This is a genomic window from Moraxella nasicaprae (assembly GCF_025643275.1).
Lineage (GTDB): Bacteria > Pseudomonadota > Gammaproteobacteria > Pseudomonadales > Moraxellaceae > Moraxella > Moraxella nasicaprae.
On the sequence record NZ_CP089977.1, the window covers coordinates 1532428 to 1553263 of the forward strand.

18 protein-coding genes are annotated in these 20836 nt (G+C 44.5%); 11 read left to right on the forward strand and 7 right to left on the reverse strand.

Features of this window, described 5'->3' with window-relative positions; translation table 11 throughout:
• The first annotated feature begins 51 nt into the window (after positions 1-51).
• From LU297_RS07140 to LU297_RS07155, 4 genes are read left to right on the forward strand one after another with little or no spacing between them, the layout of a single operon-like run.
• The gene (locus LU297_RS07140; protein WP_263075848.1) at positions 52-579 is read left to right on the forward strand and encodes a pilus assembly FimT family protein; all 528 of its coding nucleotides are present in this window, start codon (positions 52-54) and stop codon (positions 577-579) included.
• A gap of 13 nt (positions 580-592) precedes the next feature.
• Positions 593-1591, forward strand: a complete 999-nt coding sequence (locus tag LU297_RS07145) for a 5'-nucleotidase (RefSeq protein WP_263075849.1) — start codon at positions 593-595, stop codon at positions 1589-1591.
• Positions 1592-1606: 15 nt separating this feature from the next.
• Complete coding sequence (locus LU297_RS07150; RefSeq protein WP_263075850.1) at positions 1607-2446, forward strand: TatD family hydrolase; 840 nt, start codon at positions 1607-1609, stop codon at positions 2444-2446.
• Entirely contained in the window at positions 2439-3215 is a 777-nt protein-coding gene (locus tag LU297_RS07155; RefSeq protein WP_263075851.1) for a tRNA threonylcarbamoyladenosine dehydratase, read from the forward strand. The genes LU297_RS07150 and LU297_RS07155 overlap by 8 nt, the downstream gene beginning before the upstream one ends.
• Before the next feature lie 67 nt (positions 3216-3282).
• Here the strand turns inward: LU297_RS07155 and dapD are convergent, their stop codons facing one another.
• From dapD to lipA, 4 genes are all read right to left on the reverse strand, one after another.
• Positions 3283-4104 carry a 2,3,4,5-tetrahydropyridine-2,6-dicarboxylate N-succinyltransferase gene (gene dapD / locus LU297_RS07160; RefSeq protein WP_263075852.1) on the reverse strand — a complete coding sequence of 274 codons (822 nt, stop codon included), beginning with the start codon at positions 4102-4104 and terminating at the stop codon, positions 3283-3285.
• Between the two features lie 33 nt (positions 4105-4137).
• The gene (locus LU297_RS07165) at positions 4138-5061 is read right to left on the reverse strand and encodes a lysophospholipase (protein WP_263075853.1); all 924 of its coding nucleotides are present in this window, start codon (positions 5059-5061) and stop codon (positions 4138-4140) included.
• 4 nt (positions 5062-5065) lie between these two features.
• A complete protein-coding gene (locus LU297_RS07170; protein ID WP_263075854.1) occupies positions 5066-5755 on the reverse strand; it encodes a WG repeat-containing protein in 690 nt (229 codons plus the stop codon).
• Between the two features lie 72 nt (positions 5756-5827).
• Positions 5828-6892 carry a lipoyl synthase gene (gene lipA / locus LU297_RS07175; RefSeq protein ID WP_263075855.1) on the reverse strand — a complete coding sequence of 355 codons (1065 nt, stop codon included), beginning with the start codon at positions 6890-6892 and terminating at the stop codon, positions 5828-5830.
• A gap of 197 nt (positions 6893-7089) precedes the next feature.
• Between lipA and LU297_RS07180 the strand changes: the two genes are divergently transcribed.
• The 5 genes from LU297_RS07180 to purU all read left to right on the forward strand — a co-directional run bounded on the left by LU297_RS07180 (position 7090) and on the right by purU (position 13062).
• Complete coding sequence (locus LU297_RS07180; protein WP_263075856.1) at positions 7090-7317, forward strand: hypothetical protein; 228 nt, start codon at positions 7090-7092, stop codon at positions 7315-7317.
• 255 nt (positions 7318-7572) lie between these two features.
• The gene (locus LU297_RS07185; protein ID WP_263075857.1) at positions 7573-10197 is read left to right on the forward strand and encodes a bifunctional aconitate hydratase 2/2-methylisocitrate dehydratase; all 2625 of its coding nucleotides are present in this window, start codon (positions 7573-7575) and stop codon (positions 10195-10197) included.
• A 155-nt stretch (positions 10198-10352) separates the two neighbouring features.
• On the forward strand, positions 10353-11246 hold the full coding sequence (locus tag LU297_RS07190) for an ABC transporter permease (RefSeq protein ID WP_263075858.1): 894 nt from the start codon (positions 10353-10355) through the stop codon (positions 11244-11246).
• 1 nt (position 11247) lies between these two features.
• Entirely contained in the window at positions 11248-12042 is a 795-nt protein-coding gene (locus LU297_RS07195) for an ABC transporter ATP-binding protein (protein WP_263075859.1), read from the forward strand.
• A 141-nt stretch (positions 12043-12183) separates the two neighbouring features.
• Positions 12184-13062 carry a formyltetrahydrofolate deformylase gene (gene purU, locus LU297_RS07200; protein ID WP_263075860.1) on the forward strand — a complete coding sequence of 293 codons (879 nt, stop codon included), beginning with the start codon at positions 12184-12186 and terminating at the stop codon, positions 13060-13062.
• A gap of 73 nt (positions 13063-13135) precedes the next feature.
• Here the strand turns inward: purU and LU297_RS07205 are convergent, their stop codons facing one another.
• Positions 13136-13684: a carboxymuconolactone decarboxylase family protein gene (locus LU297_RS07205; RefSeq protein ID WP_263075861.1), complete on the reverse strand. Its 549-nt coding sequence runs from the start codon at positions 13682-13684 to the stop codon at positions 13136-13138.
• A 278-nt stretch (positions 13685-13962) separates the two neighbouring features.
• Between LU297_RS07205 and clpB the strand changes: the two genes are divergently transcribed.
• Together clpB and cysS are read left to right on the forward strand one after the other, a co-directional pair.
• Positions 13963-16536 carry an ATP-dependent chaperone ClpB gene (clpB, locus tag LU297_RS07210; protein WP_263075862.1) on the forward strand — a complete coding sequence of 858 codons (2574 nt, stop codon included), beginning with the start codon at positions 13963-13965 and terminating at the stop codon, positions 16534-16536.
• 477 nt (positions 16537-17013) lie between these two features.
• Positions 17014-18456, forward strand: a complete 1443-nt coding sequence (gene cysS / locus LU297_RS07215; RefSeq protein WP_263075863.1) for a cysteine--tRNA ligase — start codon at positions 17014-17016, stop codon at positions 18454-18456.
• A 60-nt stretch (positions 18457-18516) separates the two neighbouring features.
• On the opposite strand, the gene LU297_RS07220 is transcribed toward cysS, so the two are convergent.
• Both LU297_RS07220 and LU297_RS07225 read right to left on the reverse strand, forming a co-directional pair.
• Positions 18517-19821, reverse strand: a complete 1305-nt coding sequence (locus tag LU297_RS07220; protein WP_263075864.1) for a homoserine dehydrogenase — start codon at positions 19819-19821, stop codon at positions 18517-18519.
• A 164-nt stretch (positions 19822-19985) separates the two neighbouring features.
• A complete protein-coding gene (locus tag LU297_RS07225) occupies positions 19986-20780 on the reverse strand; it encodes a DsbC family protein (RefSeq protein WP_263075865.1) in 795 nt (264 codons plus the stop codon).
• Between the last annotated feature and the right edge of the window lie 56 nt (positions 20781-20836).

A 20836-nucleotide genomic window follows, 5' to 3' on the forward strand; every position in this document is an offset into this window, starting at 1 on the left:
TATTTTTGGATAGGCTGATAAAAGTGTTTATCATTGGCGAGTAAAATAAACATGCGACCGATAAAAGGATTTACACTCATAGAAATGATGGTGGTTTTGATGATTGTGGCTGTCTTAGCCATGTTTGCCTATCCTGCTTATCAGGCGTTGATGGCTCGTGTAGAATCAAAAAATATCAGCAGTACACTACTAGAAACATTTCGGCGTGCCAAAATCTCGGCAATGATGCACCAAAAAGACACCATCATGTGCTTAACGAATGCAAGCGGACATTGTGACCGTTATGGGCAGGCAGGAGTGCTGGTGTTTGTGGATAACAATTACAATAATCGTTTTGACAATTTGGATATTTTGGTGCATAGTCAGCAGTTTGAATTAAGATATGGCAAATTGCAAATGAACGCATCGCTTGGCAGGTCGCACATGAAATTCATGGGCGATACCGCCAAACCCAGAGGGAATTTTGGCAATATTCGTTATTGCAGTGATGCTAATCAGCAATTAAGCCATCAGATTGTTTTAAATATGCATGGCAATTTGTCTGTCAAAAAGGAGAAGACAACAGAGCATTGCCAATAATGAGTTTTTTCAAATGGCGGTAGATTTTTCAAAGACTTTGATTGTGGCGATATCGGCTACGGCATTGTTTGATTTGAGCGACAATGAACAAAAATTGGCTGAGCTGATTGCCAAAGACCCCAAGACGGCAGCCAGAAAATATCAAAAATACCAACAAGATCGTGAACAGGTGCTGCTTAAAAAAGGTTCGGGCTATCCCTTGATTGAGGCATTATTAAAACTTAATCAATATCAAACCAACCATCACAACGACATTGAATCGCCTTATGTGGAGGTGGTGGTTGTCTCAAAATCCACGCCTGATTTGGGCATTCAGATTCTTAATTCCATTCAATCTTATGGGCTGGGTATTACTCGCTCAGCATTCATCTCAGGCGATGCGGTTGCACCTTATGTGGCAGACTTTAAGGTGGATTTATTTTTGACGACCAATCATGAGGACGCTCAGCAAGTGGTGGACGCAAAAGTCTGTGCTTGTGCGGTGCTTGATGTGATTCCTGTGCAGATGGATAGGCTTGACACCAATCAGTTGCGTATCGCTTTTGATGGCGATGCGGTGTTGTTCGATGACAGCAGTGAATTGATTTTCCAAGAACAAGGACTTTTGGCATTCCATGAACATGAGCATAAAATGGCAAATTTGCCCATTGAAAAAGGTCCTTATGCAGATTTTTTGATTAAATTATCTCAATTACAGGCAAAATTACCCAATCAAAGCACCGATGCACCACACAATCCAATCCGTATCGCTTTGGTAACAGCACGCAATGCACCTGCCGATTTGCGTGCCATCAAGACATTGCGAGCTTGGGGTGTGACTGTTGATGTGGCGTTTTTCTTGGGTGGATTGGATAAGAATCATGTTTTGACGACTTTTGCACCGCATATTTTCTTCGATGATTCAATCAAGCACATCAGTGCCGCTCGTGATAGCGTGCCATCTGCCTTAGTGCCATATCACTCGGCATCGCCTTTATTATCCACCCTAAAATCAAAGAAACCATCGAGCTGATTAAGCCATAAAAATATGATGAAACTGATTGATACGCACACTCATTTTGATGTGCCTGAATATGCTCAAAACCGCAAAGCATTCGCTCAATCCGCCCATGATGCAGGTGTGCGTCATTTGGTGCTGATTGGTTTGATGGCTCAATATTTTGAACGAATGCTTGCCGTTAAAGATGAGCTGGCAACTTTTAATCAAGCACCGATGGCTCATGTGGCATTTGGATTGCACCCTTTGTATATCCAAGAGCAAGAAGAAAAGGATTTAGTATTGCTTGATGAGTATTTGACCAGATTTGGCTCGGTGGCGATTGCAGAAATTGGGCTGGATACTTATCCCAAAGCCTTACAAGAGGCAGAAATTTTTGCCAAACAAAAGGCGTTTTTTATTGAGCAGGTGGCACTTGCCAAACACCATCAGTTGCCAATATTATTACACATTCGCAAAAGCCATGCCGAGGTTTTGCAGATTTTGACCCAGCAAAAATATCAAGCCAGTCAGCTTGGCGGTATTGCTCACAGTTTTAGCGGTGGCGAGCAGGAGGCATTGGCATTCGTTAAGCGTGGCTTTAAACTGGGCATTACAGGACAAATCACCAATCCGAATGCAAAAAAACTTCACCGTGCCGTGATGGCGGTATTTGCCAAATATGGCGTTGATGCTTTTGTGATTGAGACAGATTGCCCTGACATGATGCCTGTTCCTTGTCAGCATTTGGGGCATTTTAATGAGCCTGCCAATCTGCGGTGGGTGCTCGCTCATTTGGCGACGATGTTTGATATTGAGCAAGAAACATTGGCAAGAAAATTGTGGCAAAACAGTTGTGAAGCATTAAGAGTGGACTGGAATTATGAATGAAGTGAGTGATTTTGATAGACGATTTACAGGCACACAAACGCTGTATGCCAATGATTTTGATAAATTTACCAACGCTTGCGTTTATGTGATTGGCGTGGGCGGTGTCGGCTCTTGGGCAGCAGAGGCATTGGCTCGCACGGCGGTGGGAGAGATTGTTTTGGTGGATTTGGATGTCTTGGTGGCAAGCAATGTCAATCGCCAACTGCCTGCTTTGGGTCAAACTTTTGGCGAAAGCAAGATTGAGACCATGGCAAGACGAATTGAGGACATCAATCCCAAGGTCAAGGTCAGGCTGATTGATGATTTTTTGACGGCTGATAATGTCGCTCAGATTCTACCTAGTCGTGATGAAGTGCAGATTCTAAAATCGCAAGGCAGGAGTGTTGTGGTGTTGGATTGTGTGGACGACATGAATGCTAAGTTGTCTATGGCACTGCATTGCCGCTACCATAAAATCAAATGCGTCATCGCTGGCGGTGCAGGAGCAAAAATTGATCCAACTCGCATCAAAGTGGTAGATCTTAAAGACACCACCCAAGACCCATTGCTTGCCAAGTTGCGTAGCCGACTGCGTGAAAGAGGCATTGGTAAAAATGGAGCGAAATTTGGGCTAAAATGCGTGTATTCCGATGAACCGCAATTCATCAACAAATCGTGCCAATCAGGGCTAAATTGCGGTGGTTATGGCTCAGCAGTTGTGGTAACGGCAACGGCTGGCATGGTGATGGCAAGCGTTGCCTTACAGATGATTGCCAAAGACATTAGCTAACCTTGATAATTTGCCTAATAAAAAAAGCAAGCCATGATGACTTGCTTTTTTTGTTTTTTTTGGTGGATTATTCAGCACGCAACAAATCGTTTAGGCTGGTTTTGGCACGAGTTTGTGCATCTACTTTTTTGACGATGATGGCGGCATATAGGCTGTGCGAGCCGTCCTTAGAAGGTAGGCTGCCTGGCACGACCACAGAACCTGCTGGCACACGACCATAATGGATTTCGCCAGTTTCACGGTCATAGATGCGAGTAGATTGACCGATGAATACGCCCATTGAGATGACACAGCCCTCTTCAACAATTACACCCTCAACAATCTCAGAACGAGCACCGATGAAGCAGTTGTCTTCGATGATGGTTGGGTTGGCTTGTAGGGGTTCTAGCACACCGCCAATGCCTACACCGCCTGATAGATGGACATTTTTGCCGATTTGGGCACATGAACCCACAGTTGCCCAAGTGTCAACCATCGTGCCTTCGTCTACATAAGCACCGATATTCACATAAGATGGCATCAAGACGACATTTTTTGCTTGATATGAGCCACGACGAGCAACCGCAGGCGGCACAACACGCACACCAGCTGCTTTGAACTGTTCTTCTGTCCAGTTGCCATGCTTGGTCGCCACTTTGTCATAAAAACGCAAATCGCCTGATTCGATTGGGGCGTTATCGTTTAGTTTGAAAGATAGTAGAACAGCTTTTTTTAGCCATTGATGCACAACCCATTCGCCGTTGATTTTTTCAGCAACACGCAATGAGCCATTGTCAAGCCCTTCAATGGCTTGCTCAACAGCGTCACGAATCTCTGCTGAGACAGTTTCGGCGGTAAAATTGGCACGGTCTTCAAAGGCTTGTTCGATGATGGTTTCTAAATTTGACATAATACAATTCCTAAATCATGGTTAAGGAGAAAATTACATGGATTTGATGAGCCAGCTTAGTATATCACGATATACGCCAAGTTTGGCGGTTTCGTGTAGTGGCTCATGTCGCATATTGGGATATAGTAGCATGGTGGGCGATGGTTTGCCAGCTTTTAATAACTCTTCTTGTAAATTGATGATGTCTTGCCCCAAATTGCCCACAGGGTCATCTTTGCCACTAACTAATAAGATGGGGTAATTTTGGGACATGTGTTGATACCAAGTAGGTAGGCAGGCTTGTTTGATGAGCATCATTAAGGTATAAAAACCGTTATTGGTAAAACAAAAACCGCACAATGGGTCGCTTTCAAAGGCTTTGATGGCGTGTGGATTTTCGGCAAGCCATGCAAAGGGCGAGGCACTGATGGGTGAGCGAAGCTGGCTGAGCAGATGGTGATTGAGCAGACTTGCGATGTTGGAATTGGTTTTTTTGGGCGAGATGGCGTTTAGTGTACTAAGTATTCCAAGTCCCAGGCGGTTTTTGATGCCATGATGATTGCCAGTTCCCATCAAGATTGCCCCAGCAAATCGAGTGCTGTGATGGGTCAGTACCGTACGCACGATGAACGAACCCATAGAATGCCCCATGATAAAATGTGCCACATTGGGTGCAAGTTCTTTGAGCTGGTCTGCCATGATGATGACATCTTTGCACAGTGTCTGTACAGGGTGTTTTTCATCAATAAAGCCAAGTTCGTATTTGTCCTTGACTGTTTGCCCATGCCCCAGCTGGTCATAAGTTGCTACCAGTATGCCGTTATCTGCCAGAAATTTGGCAAACTTGGCGTATCGCCCACCATGCTCGCTCATACCGTGTACGATAAGCAGGCTTGCTTTAATCTCGCCTGTCGGAACAAAAAAGGTGTGGTGTAGGCGATGAATGCCGTTGGAGGAGAGAATGGTTTTGGAAGTCATAATGTTATTGCGTTAAATATTCAACCGTGTTGCCTTGTTTATCAATAAATTGCCATTTGTCATTTAATAAAACCAAGGCAACACCATCATAAAATACATAAGCGTGCTGAGCATAAATGTGATTATCAAAATAATTGGGCGAATTAAAATCATGCGGAAAATCATAAATAAAGGGCAAGATGGTATTACCATTTTTATCAATAAAACCATATTTAAGATTTTCATTAAGTACAGCAATCAAACCTTCACTATAATCGTAGCCTAAAATATAAGTGGGTTTAATGACAAATGTTCCTGTCTTATCAATATAACCAAATCTCTGACCAGTCATGCTTTTATTATCTACCACGCTAACCCTTGCCAAGCCATCAGAGAATGAACTTGCACTTTTAAATTGATGAGCAATGACAGTTTTGCCATCTTTATCCACATATCCATGCTTACCATCATTAATATCATGTGCCAATCCATCAACCAAACAGCCTGTATAATTATTAATATAGTCTAATTCGCCAGTTTTGATAACAGTTGGTTTAAAGCATTGCCGTGTAAAATCAAAGTTTTTATCATAATAACTAAAATACTTTTCTGCCCTTAGAGAAAAGGTATTGTCATTAGGCGGATTGGCTTGACTTACATTATTTGCACAAAATATTAAAGATAATGCAATGATGAATTTGTTAAATGTTAGCATAGACAATTGCCATCACTTATGACTAATTAATTTGCAAATGGGACGAAAAACTCGCCCCATTTTTTTACTATTTTACAAACACCCAACCTTCTCGCCTTTTTCTGCTTTTGCTAATTTTTCTTCGGCAAGTGCTTTGGAGCTACGCACAGGTGGTGGGCAGTCTTCGCCATAGTATTGGCGGTCGGCAAAGTAGCTTGAACGCACCATTGGATTTGCCCAGATGTTAAAAAAGCCCAATTTTTTGCCATATTCGGTGTATCTGGCAAATTCGTCAGGGTGTACATATCGCTCCACAGGGGCGTGGTTTTTGCTAGGGGCAAGGTACTGACCGATGGTGATGATGTCCACATCGTGGGCTTTTAGGTCGTCAAGTAGGGCATAGACTTCTTCTTCGGTTTCGCCCAAGCCCACCATAAATCCACATTTGGTGGCGATGTCTGGACGGCGAGCTTTATATTCTTTGAGCAGATTTAAGGAATGTTGATAATCAGAACCAGGACGGAATGCCTTGTATAGGCGTGGCACGGTCTCAATGTTGTGATTAAAGACATCTGGGGCAGTTTCGGTCAGTACATCTAGGGCGACTTGCTCTCGTCCACGAAAATCGGGGACTAGAATTTCAATCAAGCAATTTGGCGATAATTTGCGACTTTCGGTAATCACTTCGGCAAAATGTCCTGCACCGCCATCTTTGAGGTCATCTCTATCCACGCTGGTGATGACAGCGTACTTTAACCCAAGTCCCAAAATGGTCTCAGCGGTGTGGCGTGGCTCGTCCACATCTAAGGGGTTGGGTCTGCCGTGAGCCACTTCACAAAACGGACAACGGCGAGTACAAATATCGCCCATAATCATAAAAGTCGCTGTGCCATCGCCAAAACATTGGGGCAGGTTTGGGCAAGCAGCTTCTTCGCAGACGGTGTAGAGCTTTTGTTTGCGAAGCGTGGTCTTAATGCGTTCAACTTCGGCAGGACTGGACAGCTTGACACGAATCCAGTCTGGTTTTTTTGGTGTTTCTACGGTTGGAATGACTTTGATTGGGATACGAGCAACTTTATCGTAGCCACGCAATTTTTCGCCTTGAACAGCTTTTTTTGGGGCGGGCTTTGCTTCTGGTGTAAAGGTCTGAACGCTCACAATATTTCCTAATGATTCACAATGATAAAATTTGGCTTATTATACGCCAATTTGTCAAAAAAATATATGCAAAAATCACCAAGACTATCTTGTGCTATTTTGCAAAAATTCAAGCCAGCTGCACCAATTTTGACTATTGTCAAATGAATAAAATTTTGCCATAATGCCCATAACCACAACAAAATTATGGATAAAAAATGCCCAAAACAAATGATGAAATGTATGAAAAAGCATACAAATGGCTGCTAAGATTTTTGTATGCGATTTTGATTATCGCCCCTGTCGTTGGTTTTGCTGAGTGGAAAATATACAATCAGGGCTTCCCCAATGTGGCAGCACCAATGTTGATTGCAATTTTATTGATTTTTTTAATCAAACAAGGAAAATCCATGAAAGAATTTAAAGAGAAGTATGAAGATAAATAACGCTGGGCAAGATTTTTGAGAAAATATTATACTTTTTATGTAATTTATGGTATTTTGAAATTTTCAAGGCGGTATTTTTTAAAAAAATGTTGGCTATTGATTTGTGTATTTTGTAATTGCATCGGTTTTCGGCTATTATTATAGCCAAAGTATTGTCGCTGACAAAATACAATCAATGATAACAAACTCTCTAGGCACTTGATTTGATTAAGCACCAATGAGACGGTTTTATTTTACCAAAAGAGGAATTTAGTTATGTTAGAACAATATAGAGCTCATGTCGAAGAGCGTGCTGCACTTGGCGTGCCTCCACAACCACTGACCGATACACAAACTGCCGATTTAATTGCATTGCTAAAAAACCCACCAGCAGGCGAGGAAGCTTATTTGGTAGATTTGCTAGAAAATCGTGTGCCAGCAGGCGTGGACCAAGCAGCTTATGTTAAGGCGGCATTCTTAAATGCAGTAGCAAAGGGCGAAGCAACCTCTCCTTTGGTATCAAAAGAGCGTGCGGTATATCTGCTTGGCACCATGCTTGGTGGCTATAATGTTGAACCGCTTATCAGCTTGCTTGATGACGAGGAACTTGGCGGCTTGGCGGCAGATGCGTTGAAAAAAACCTTGCTTGTCTTTGATGCCTTTCATGATGTTGAAGAAAAAGCCAAAGCAGGCAACGAAAACGCCAAAGCGGTACTACAATCGTGGGCAGATGCTGAGTGGTTCACCAGCCGTCCTGATGTGCCAAGTGAGCTAAAAATCACTGTCTTTAAAGTAACAGGCGAAACCAATACCGATGACCTATCACCTGCCCAAGATGCGTGGAGTCGTCCTGACATTCCATTGCACGCCAATGCCATGCTTAAAAACACTCGTGATGGCATCAATCCAGAAAAACCAGGCGAAGTTGGCCCTTTGACCCAGATTAAAGAGCTGATTGCTAAGGGCAATCCTGTGGCCTATGTGGGCGATGTCGTGGGTACAGGTTCAAGCCGTAAATCAGCCACCAACTCAGTGCTATGGTTCTTTGGCGATGACATTCCGCACATTCCAAACAAGCGAGATGGCGGTGTGTGCTTGGGTGGCAAAATTGCACCGATTTTCTTTAACACCATGGAAGACGCTGGTGCATTGCCAGTAGAAATTGATGTTACTGACATGAACATGGGCGATGAAGTTACCCTAAAAATCGACCATAGCACCGCAACCGTCACAGCATTCAAAAATGATGTGCAAATCGCTCAAAGCCAGCTAAAAACCCCTGTATTGCTTGATGAAGTGCGTGCTGGTGGTCGTATCAACCTCATCATCGGTCGTAGCTTGACTGGCAAGGCTCGTGAAGCTCTTGGTTTGCCAGCTTCAACCCTGTTCCGCACCCCAGAGCAACCTGCTGATACAGGCAAGGGCTTTACTTTGGCTCAAAAAATGGTTGGTCGTGCTTGCGGTCTGCCAGAAGGTCAAGGCATTCGCCCTGGCACCTACTGCGAACCTAAGATGACAACAGTCGGCTCACAAGATACCACAGGTCCAATGACCCGTGATGAGCTAAAAGACTTGGCGTGCCTAGGCTTCTCATCTGACCTAGTCATGCAGTCTTTCTGCCATACTGCTGCTTATCCTAAGCCCATCGATGTGGTCACGCATCACACCCTACCTGACTTTATCATGAATCGTGGTGGTGTCTCACTTCGCCCAGGTGATGGCGTGATTCACTCATGGCTAAACCGTATGCTATTGCCTGATACCGTTGGTACTGGTGGCGACTCGCACACTCGTTTCCCTATCGGTATTTCATTCCCAGCAGGTTCTGGTCTTGTAGCATTTGCGGCAGCAACAGGTGTCATGCCTCTTGATATGCCTGAGTCTGTGCTTGTTAAGTTTAAAGGTAAAATGCAGCCTGGCATCACTTTGCGTGATTTGGTACATGCTATTCCTTACTATGCCATCAAAGAGGGCGATTTGACTGTTGAGAAGAAGGGCAAGAAAAACATTTTCTCAGGTCGTATCTTGGAGATTGACCTAACCGAGATGGAAAATGACTTGACTGTTGAGCAAGCCTTTGAATTGTCAGACGCATCAGCAGAGCGTTCAGCGGCTGGCTGTGCCATCACCGTATCAGAAGAAAAAGTGGCTGAATACCTGCGTTCAAACATCGTCATGCTTAAATGGATGATTGCCGAAGGTTATGGCGATGCTCGTACACTATCACGCCGTGCTGAAAATATGCAAAAATGGCTGGATAACCCAAGCCTATTAAAAGCAGATGAAGATGCGGAATACGCCAAAGTGTATGAAATTGATTTGTCAGAAATCAAAGAGCCAATCCTATGCTGTCCAAATGACCCAGATGATGCTAAGTTATTGTCAGAAGTGGCTGGCGATAAGATTGACGAAGTGTTCATCGGTTCTTGTATGACTAACATCGGTCATTTCCGTGCCGCAGGTAAGCTACTTGCCGAAGTGCCAGCAGGCAGTCTATCTACCCGTCTATGGATTGCACCACCAACCAAGATGGACGAACGCCAGCTGATGGACGAAGGTTATTACAATACTTACGCCCAAGCGGGTGCTAGAACCGAAATGCCTGGCTGCTCACTATGTATGGGTAACCAAGCTCGTATCGCACCAAACTCAACAGCGGTTTCGACCTCAACCCGTAACTTCCCGAACCGTCTGGGTCAAGGAGCGAATGTGTACTTGGCATCTGCTGAGCTTGCCTCTGTGGCTTCTGTACTTGGCAAACTGCCTACCGTAGAAGAGTACATGGCATACGCTGGCAAGTTGTCATCGATGGAAGCAGAAGTTTATAATTATTTAAACTTCGACCAAATGACTGACTACACCCAAAAAGCTGACAAAATCAGCGTGGCTCAGTTAAGCTAAGCCATCAATAAACAAAACCGCTCAATTACTAAATTGGGCGGTTTTTTTATTGAATAAAACAAATGAATGGGATTTTATACGCTTCATGTCGCTTGATGGGGCGATATTTGATATAATGAGCGTTTGTATTAATTTTTTGATGAGATGATAAGCCGATGAATTTGATTGGATTGGCAGCGGCATTAGAAAGCGGTCTGATTTATGCTTTGATGGCACTTGGCGTGCTGATTTCTTTTCGCATTTTGGATTTTCCTGATTTGACGGCGGACGGTAGCTTTCCGCTTGGGGGTGCTGTAACAGCTGTCAGTATCGTGGCTGGCATCAATCCTTGGTTTGCTTGTATTTTTGGTATGATGGCAGGCATGATGGCAGGTGTCATCACTGCGTGGCTGCATATTAAGCTGGGTGTGCTACAACTACTGGCTGGCATTTTAACAATGACAGCATTGTGGTCGGTCAATCTACGAATCATGAATTCGCCTAATATTTCATTATTGGGACAGCCAACCATTTTTCAGACCATGACAGATTTTGGTGTGTGGGGCAATGTGATTTTGCTTGCCATGATTGTGCTTGTTGTTAAGCTCATCTTGGACTGGTTTTTTGGTACGCAGATGGGTTTATCGATGCGTGCAACAGGTTCAAATGCCAAAATGGCTCAGGCACAAGGCATCAATACTGGTAGAATGACCATTGTGGGCATGGCGATTTCTAATGGCTTGGTTGCGTTGGCGGGGTCGCTATTTGTGCAGACGCAAGCATTTTCTGATGTTTCCATTGGTATTGGCACGATTGTGATTGGCTTGGTGGCGGTCATCATGGGTGAGGCAATCATCTCTGCCAAGCGAATCTTTTGGCTGACTTTGTCGGTGATTTTGGGCTCTGTGTTGTATCGCTTTTTTATTCAGCTGGCACTATCCAGCGATGTTTTACGAGACATTGGCTTTAAATCCCAAGACCTAAATTTGGTTACCGCTGTGCTGGTTGTTATTTTATTGGTGGTGTCAGCACAAAAAAATAAACTATTTGCCAAGCGAAAGGTGGTCTAATATGATGCAAGCAACCAATTTACGGCTGACTTTTAATGCTGGTACACCGATTGAAAATCCTGCTTTGCGTGGGCTAAATTTACATATTGAGCAAGGCGAATTTGTGACCGTCATTGGCACAAATGGTGCTGGCAAATCAACTTTGCTCAATGCCATCAGCGGTGCGGTCAGGGTGGATAGTGGCAGTATCAAAATTGATGGCATTGATGTGACCAAACAAAGCACACATCAGCGTGCATCAAGAGTGGCACGAGTTTTTCAAGACCCGATGGCGGGTACTTGTGAGGCTTTAACCATCGAAGAGAATATGGCGTTGGCATATCAGCGTGGCAGGTCTCGTGGACTGCTTGGGGCGTTAAATGCTGGCAATCGTGCCTTATTTCGTGAAAAACTGTCTGTGCTAAAACTGGGCTTAGAAAATCGATTGACCGACCGCATTGGACTATTGTCTGGTGGGCAACGCCAAGCGGTCAGTTTGTTGATGGCTAGTTTGCAACCATCTAAGATTCTATTGCTTGATGAACATACTGCTGCTCTTGACCCAAAAACAGCCGCTTTTGTGCTTGATTTGACCGACCAAATTGTCCAAGAAAACCATCTGACCACCATGATGGTAACGCATTCGATGCAGCAGGCATTGACGCACGGCACTCGCACCGTGATGCTGCATCAAGGGCAGGTGGTGCTTGATGTGTCAGGCGATGACAGGCGAGGCATGAGCGTGCAGGATTTGCTGGCGATGTTTGAAAAAACTCGTGGCGAAACTGTGGCGGACGATGGACTGCTTCTTGGTTAAAAGATTTTTGGTCAAAATGAACAAAACTTAAATTGACAAATGAGCATAAATTTGTACAATAGTCCAAATAAGCGTGGAACCAAATTGCCACGCTTTTTTATTTCAACAATGTTAGCAATAAAATCAAATAGAGATGATATTATGAGTAATTGTGAAGGCTGTGAAAGCCAAGTGGCAAGACTGCTGGTCACTTGCCAAGACCAATCTGGTATCGTGCAGGCGGTTTCTGGATTTTTGTATGAACAAGGGGCGAACATCATCAGTCTAGACCAGCACACCACAGAAGCGTATGGTGGCAAATATTTCATGCGTGTGGAGTTTCATCTGAATCAGCTTAATGCCAAAAAACAGTCGTTGTCAGAGGGTTTTGAGCGTGTTGCCCAAGCATTTGCGATGGATTGGCGACTTAGCTATAATGATGAACCAAAAAAAGTGGGTATTTTGGTTTCCAAAGAAGACCATGCCTTGCTTGAACTGTTGTGGCGATACAGTCATGGAGCCTTGCCTTGTGTGATTACCAAAGTGATTTCAAACCATTTGGCACTCAAAGAAGCCACCGAACGCTTTGGCATCGAATTTGTCCATATTCCTGTGCCAAAAGATGAAGCAGGCAAAGAGGCTGCCTATGCTCAAATCAGCCAAGAGATGGTAGGCAATGATTTGCTGGTATTGGCTCGTTATATGCAGATTTTAAGCCCAACTTTTGTTGATGAATGGCAGGGCAAAGTGATTAACATTCATCATTCATTCTTGCCTGCTTTTGTGGGGGCAAATCCTTATAAGCAAGCCTTTGAAAAAGGGGTGAAGCTCATCGGAGCGACCGCTCATTATGTGACCAGCGAGCTTGATGAAGGTCCTATCATTGAGCAGGGTGTGGAGCGTGTCAGCCATGCGTATAGCGTGAGCGATTTAAGAGAGCTTGGACGAGACATTGAGCGAGATGTACTGGCTCGTGCGGTCAAATGGCATTTAGAAGACCGCATCATCATTGATGGTGTCAAGACAGTGGTGTTTGATTGACGCTCGCCCCATCGTCCAAAAACAAAAATCCGCATTGATGAAATGCGGATTTTTTTGTGATTAGGCTGACTGCTTAGGGAGCATATTCTGCCAACTCTGGGTTGATTTCAGCTTGTGATACGCCAATGCTGTAATTGCACAATGCTGCCAATGCCACACCCATGATGACATCAATGACGCTTTGGTCGGTGTAGCCAGCCGTTTTGAATGCTACCAACTCTTCATCAGAGACTTTGCCTTTTTTGTCGATGATTTGCATTGTAAACTGAGCAAGAGCTTGGTATTTTTCGTTGCTATCAATATTGGTGCGGTTGCGTAGTGCTTGCAAAACATCGTTTGGCATTTTTAGGCGTAGTGTGCCGATTTTGGTGTGACCTGCTACACAGAAGTTGCAACCGTTATGAGCAGCGGCAGTGATTTGCACGACTTCAATTTCTTCGGCGGTCAATGAGTTTTTGCCGTTTAGCTTGCTTACTTCTTGATAAAATTCAAGCGCTTGTGGCGAGTTTGCCAATACGCCGATTAGATTTGGGATAAAGCCGTTGGCTTTTTGAACCGCTTCAATGCGAGCTGTTGCTTCGCTTGGTGCTGATTCGATGGTATGGACGGGTAAACGAGCCATGATGATTTCCTTAATAATAAACCTAGGCAAAGCTGCCATGATAAATGAGTAATTGCTATATGGGTATGATGTGAAAAATTACAAGGGATTTTAAAAAATTTAAAATTTAATAATAAAATCAATAACTTATAAAAAATATCAATCCAGACAATCCTTCATTGATTGAAAAATAATTCATCATCTATCATATAAATGCCAAGAATGCAAATCAAACATTGATGATTTTATGAAATGATGATTTGCCATCAAACAAAAAATATCAACAATCAGGTAACGACATGAATTTTGAAAAATACACTCGAAAATTGCAAGGCTTGCTACAATCAGCTCAGCAAATCAGTCTTGCCAAACAGCATACCAGCATTGCTCCTGTGCATCTATTGACCGCACTTCGTCAAGACGAAACTGCTGGTCAAATGCTGACATTGGCTGGGGCGAATCTAGCCAAGATTGATGAGCTTGCTCATGAGTTATTGGCACGCCAAGCGGTCATCAGCACGCCCACAGGACAAGTATCCATTAGTCCTGATGCCGCCAAAGTGCTACAACGCACCGAAGAATATGCCAGTAAAGCAGGCGATGACTATGTGGCGATGGAATGGCTGATACTGGCATTATTTGGCGATACAGACATCAAAAAAATCTTTGCCAATGCAGGTGTTAGCGAGCAAAGTCTAATCCAAACCATTACAACGATTCGTGGAGACCAAACCGTGCAAAATCAAAATACCGAAGAAAACCGCCAAGCCTTAGATAAATACACCATCAACCTGACTGAGCGAGCGTTGGCAGGTAAACTTGACCCTGTTATTGGGCGAGATGATGAAATTCGCCGTACCATTCAGGTATTATCTCGTCGCACCAAAAACAATCCTGTACTGATTGGCGAGGCAGGCGTGGGCAAGACAGCGATTGTTGAAGGGCTTGCCAGCCGTATCGTCAATGGCGAAGTGCCAGAAAGCCTAAGAAACAAGACGGTATTGTCATTGGATATGGGGTCTTTGATTGCTGGGGCGAAATATCATGGCGAGTTTGAAGAACGCCTCAAATCTGTTCTCAATGAACTTGCCAAACAAGATGGCAATGTGATTTTGTTCATTGATGAGCTGCACACCATGGTTGGTGCTGGCAAAACCAGCGGAGCGATGGATGCAGGCAATATGTTAAAGCCTGCCCTAGCTCGTGGCGAACTTCGCTGTGTGGGAGCAACCACGCTGGACGAATACCGCCAATACATCGAAAAAGACCCAGCACTAGAACGCCGTTTTCAAAAAGTACAAGTCGATGAACCCAGTGTCGAGGATACCATTGCCATCTTGCGAGGACTAAAAGAACGCTATGAGCTACATCATGGTGTCAAAATCCTAGACAGTGCCATCATCGCTGCTGCCAAGATGAGTCATCGATACATCACCGACCGACAGTTGCCTGACAAAGCCATTGATTTGATTGACGAAGCGGCATCTCGCATCAAGATGGAGCTGGACAGCAAGCCTGAGAGTTTGGATAAACTTGACCGCCGTATCATTCAGCTAAAAATGCAGCTTGAAACCATTAAAAAAGAAGAAGATGCAGGGTCAAAAGCTCAGGTTGAACATCTGCAAGCCCAAATTGATGAGCTAAGCCGAGAATACACCGAATTGGAGGAGATTTGGAAATCTGAAAAAGCATTGGTTGAAGGCACTAAGCACGCCCAAATCGAGCTTGATAAAGCACGCATTGCCTTAGAAAAAGCCCAACGAGAGGGGGATTTTGCCGAAGCAGGTCGTCTGCAATATGGCGTGATTCCAGAGCTTGAAAAGAAAATTGCCGATGAGCAGCATGATGAGGCAGATACACCCAAGCTTTTGCGTAATAAAGTGACGGACAATGAGATTGCCGAAGTGGTGTCTGCCGCCACAGGCATTCCTGTTGCCAAGATGATGCAAGGCGAGCGTGAAAAATTACTGTCTATGGAGCGTATCTTGCACGAGCGAGTCATCAGCCAAAATGAGGCGGTGACTGCGGTTGCCAATGCGGTGCGTCGCAGTCGTTCTGGCTTATCCGACCCAAACAAGCCAAGTGGCTCGTTCCTATTCTTAGGGCCTACGGGTGTGGGCAAGACCGAATTAACCAAAGCATTGACGAGCTTTTTGTTCGATGATGAAGATGCGTTGGTGCGGATTGACATGAGTGAATTTATGGAAAAACACAGCGTCAGCCGTCTGGTGGGTGCACCTCCTGGCTATGTTGGCTATGAGGAGGGTGGTGTTTTGACAGAAGCGGTGCGTCGCAAGCCTTATAGCGTTGTGCTGTTTGATGAGGTAGAAAAGGCACACCCTGATGTGTTTAATATCTTGCTACAAGTCTTGGACGATGGTCGATTGACCGATAGTCAGGGTCGTGTGGTAAACTTTAAAAATACCGTCATCATCATGACTTCCAACTTGGGCAGTCAAGCCATTCAGGAGATGGTTGATGAGCCGTATGATGCCATCAAGGCAGAAGTGATGCAGGCGGTGTCATCGCATTTTAGACCAGAGTTCATCAATCGCATCGATGAATTGGTTGTATTTCACGCTTTGGGTCGTCAGCAGATGACGGGCATTGCAGGCATACAGCTTGACCGCTTGCGTGGCAGACTTGCTGATAGAGATTTGTCACTAAACATCAGCGATGAGGCGATGAATCAGTTGGTACAGATTGGCTATGACCCTGTATTTGGTGCAAGACCGCTCAAACGAGCCATTCAGCAGGAACTGGAAAATCCACTGGCTCAAAAGCTGTTGGCAGGCGAGTTTGTGGCAGGCGACACCATTTTGGTGGAATATCAAAACGGTCAGTTTGTGTTTACCAAGCCACGCTATCAATAAAATCTTTTTGCCAATGAATAAAACGACCAGTTTTTTGCTGGTCGTTTTTGTTTGCAGGCATGGATATTTGATGGCATGAATTGCTCATCACTGTGGTCAAACGTTGTTGGCATTTGATGTTGTTCATGCAAGTTGTATTTTGATGATTGTGCAAGCTCATCTTGCCTTGAAAAATAAAACCAATAAAAAATAATCACAGACTGTGGTTAATGCGGCTAAATTTTTTGTGGCAGTTGATGACAGGCATTCATGTGTCATTGCTTTATTGATAAAAGCATTGTCGATTTGTCATGCGTGATAAAAGCATGGATAGAAACCCATCAATGCCATCTAAGATATGAAGAGCGTTTGCTTTGGATTGATGGTTTTCTTTTGGGTAAATCCGCCAAAACTTGACGGGCAAAGATTTATTTTTTTGAGAAATTTTGCTATGATTGCAACTTTGATGATTTATGAAGATAAAAAAGGCAATCTTTTATGACAGCACCGATGGACACCCAAAAAGAGTTGGTCTTGTATGATACTTTGACCGCAAAAAAACACCCCTTTGTGCCAATGCAGGCGGGCAAAGTGGGCATGTATGTGTGTGGCATGACGGTGTATGATTATTGCCATATGGGTCATGCTCGTGTGATGGTTGGTTTTGATGTGATTGTCCGCTGGCTAAGACAGTTGGGCTATGAGGTCAATTATGTGCGAAACATCACAGACATTGACGATAAAATCATCAAACGAGCAGGCGAGAATGGTGAAACCATTGGCGAGCTGACCACAAGATTTATCGATGCAATGCACGAAGATGAGCAGGCGTTGGGCTGTGCTGTGCCAGACCAAGAACCAAAAGCAACAGACCACATCGATGACATGCAAGCCATCATTGATAAACTCATCAAAAAAAATCTTGCCTATCAAGGAGAGGGTGGTGATGTGTACTATGCGGTGGATAAGTTTGCCGATTATGGCAAGCTGTCTAAGCGAAAATTGGCTGACATGCAAGCTGGTGCTTCTGAGCGAGTGAATGAAGCTGATGATAAGCACAATCCATTTGATTTTGTTCTTTGGAAATCAGCCAAGCCGTCCGAACCACATTGGCAGTCGCCTTGGGGTCTGGGTCGTCCTGGCTGGCATATTGAATGCTCAGCGATGAGCACTTGCTGTCTTGGAGAGACTTTTGACATTCATGGCGGTGGGCATGATTTGCAATTTCCACACCATGAAAATGAGATTGCCCAAAGTGAGGGCGTGAGTGGCAAGACTTATGCCAATAATTGGCTGCACATGGGATTCATCAACATTGATGGCGAAAAGATGAGTAAATCTTTGGGGAATTTTTTTACGATTCGTGATGTGTTGGCAAAATTCCACCCAGAAACGGTGCGTTTTTTCTTATTATCCAGCCATTATCGCAGTCCTGTCAATTTCTCTGATGCTGCCCTAAAAGAAAGCCATACCGCTTTAAGCCGCATTTATCAATCACTAAAAGCTGCTGAAAGTATTGCTCCGATTCACTCATCAAGTGAGGCTTGGGCAAGCGAGGCTGGGCGAGAATTTACCCAAGCGATGAATGATGATTTTAATACCGCCAAAGCGGTCAGTGTCTTGTTTGGGTTGAGTGGCGAGATTAACCGTGCGATTAAGGCGGGCGATGAAGCACAAGTACAGGCATTTGCCAGCACTCTAAAAACTCTGGCAGGCGTGCTAAACATTGCCCAACATAATCCATCGGCATTCTTGCAAGCCAAGATTGGCGATGTGGAAGATGGCTTATCTGATGACATGATTGAACAAAAAATCCTTGAACGCAAAGACGCCAAAGCCAATAAGGATTTTGCCAAAGCTGACCAAATTCGTGAAGAATTAAAAGCATTGGGCATTGAGCTAGAAGATGGTCGTGCTGGTACAACTTGGCGACGCATCTAAGCGATGTACAAAAAAACCACCCAGCTGTTATTGGGTGGTTTTTTGTTTGCCTAAAAACGCTTAGTTTAGGCTTTCTAGACGGATACGCACCACAGGTTCGATGACTGCATCTAGGCTTTCGATTTTGCTGATGGCGTTATTCATCTGTTTTTCGATGACAGGCTGAATCAGGATAATCACAGGAACTTCTCCTGTTTGCTTATGGTCATCGTGCTGTAAGATGGCATCGATGTTGATGCCATTATCGCTAAGAATGCGAGTGACATCAGCCAGCACGCCCAGTTCATCTTTGACAGTCAGGCGTAGATAGTAACCAGAGGTCATTTCATCACTGGTTAGGATTGGGGTATCAAGGAGTTTTTGGGGCGAAAATGCCAAGTGTGGCACGCTGCCATGCTGATTGCAATCCATGCCACGCACCAAATCCATCACATCAGCCATCACCGCAGAGGCGGTTGCACCAGCACCAGCACCATCGCCATAATACAATGATTGTCCTAATGGGTGAGCGTCAATCATCACGGCATTTTTTACGCCATTGACATTGGCAAGCAAGGTTTCTTCTGGAATGAGCGTTGGGTGTACACGCAGCTCAATGCCAGTTTCACGGCGAATGGCAAAGCCTAGATGTTTGATGGTGTAGCCCAGCTCTTTGGCATAGACCACATCTTGCAGGTGGATTTTGGTGATGCCTTCGCAGTACACTTTATCAAACTGAATGGGCAAACCAAATGCAATCGATGCCAACAAGGATAGCTTATGGGCAGCATCAATGCCCTCAACATCAAAAGTAGGGTCTGCTTCGGCATAGCCTAAGGCCTGAGCTTCGGCAAGCACTTCATCGAATTTGCGATTTTTTAGTTGCATTTCGCTCATGATGAAGTTGCCCGTGCCATTGATGATGCCAGCCAGCCAGTCCACTTTGTTGGCGGCTAAGGCTTCACGGACGATTTTGATGATGGGAATACCACCTGCGACTGACGCTTCATAACGCACTTGTACGCCGTGTTCTTCTGCCAAAGCAAAGATTTCGTTGCCGTGTTTGGCAAGCAAGGCTTTATTGGCGGTGACAATGTGTTTTTTGTGGCGAATGGCGTGCATGATGACTTCTTTGGCAACATCAGTACCGCCAATAACCTCAATGACAATGTCCACATCGTCCGATTCTGCAATCGCCATCAAGTCAGCACTTTGTTGAATGGTGCTGTCAATGTCATCACGCTGGCGACGAGTACCAGCGTGAGTTACTTTGATTTGACGACCACTACGACGAGTCAGTTCGTCCAAATTATCCTTAATAAGTGTCAGTACACCTGTACCGACTGTGCCTAGACCAAGTACGGCCAGATTGATTGGTTTGTTCACAATAAGCCCCATTGTTTTAGGATTGTGTTTTATTGATTGATATTGAATTGGTTAAGTTATCACAACTTATGACCAAGTGCTACTAATTTTTGATGATTTACCAAAAATATCCTAAATTTTGGTCAATCATCAAATGATTTGGTGTGGTTGATTAAAGTGTTTAATTAGCGATTTTGAATGGCTAATTGAATCAATTCATCAGCAGGGATATATCCACCGATTTGTTGCCCTGATTCGGTGAAGACGGCAGGTGTGCCTGATACACCCAGTTGTAAGCCAATGCTCATGTGTTTGCGAACAGGATTGTCACAGCTGGCAGGTGGAGGTGTTTTGCCATGCTTGGCTTCGCCAAGTGTAGTCAGGCGGTCGGCTGCACACCAGATGTGCTGAGTCATTGGTACGGTTGCCTCGTTGCGTGGCCATGCCAAATAGCGTACTTCGACACCACCTGCATTGATTTGTTCAAGCTCGCCGTGCAGTTTTTGGCAGTAGTGGCAAGTCGGGTCGGTAAATACATAGATGGCAGCTTTGGTCTCGCCTTTGGCTGGACTGATAATCATCTCGTCCGTTGGGATTTGAGATAGGGTGGATTTGGCGATGGTTGGTATGATGTCTGCTGTGATGTCAGCTGGTTTTTCATCGCCAATTTTAATGATTTGACCTTGAATTAAATATGAACCTGTCTTATCGGTAAACATGGCAGGGGCGTTGTCAAAACTGACCCAGTACACCTCTGGCATGGCGGTTGGTAGGGCGGTTTTTACGGTCAAGTCGTTGATGTTCGATGCTTTTAGGCTGGCTTGCAAGGCATCAACGACCGCTTGGTTGTTTTCGGCGGGTTGAGCTGTGGTTTGAGCCTGTTTGTCGGACGAGCCAGCTTGGGTAGTTTGCTTATTGCAGGCTGTCAAGGCAAAGGCGGACAAAAGCATGGCAGCACAAAATTTAAAAGATGTTTTCATTGAATCACAATCGAGGTTAAAAAATGATGCGTTATTATGCCAAAATAGACCAAATT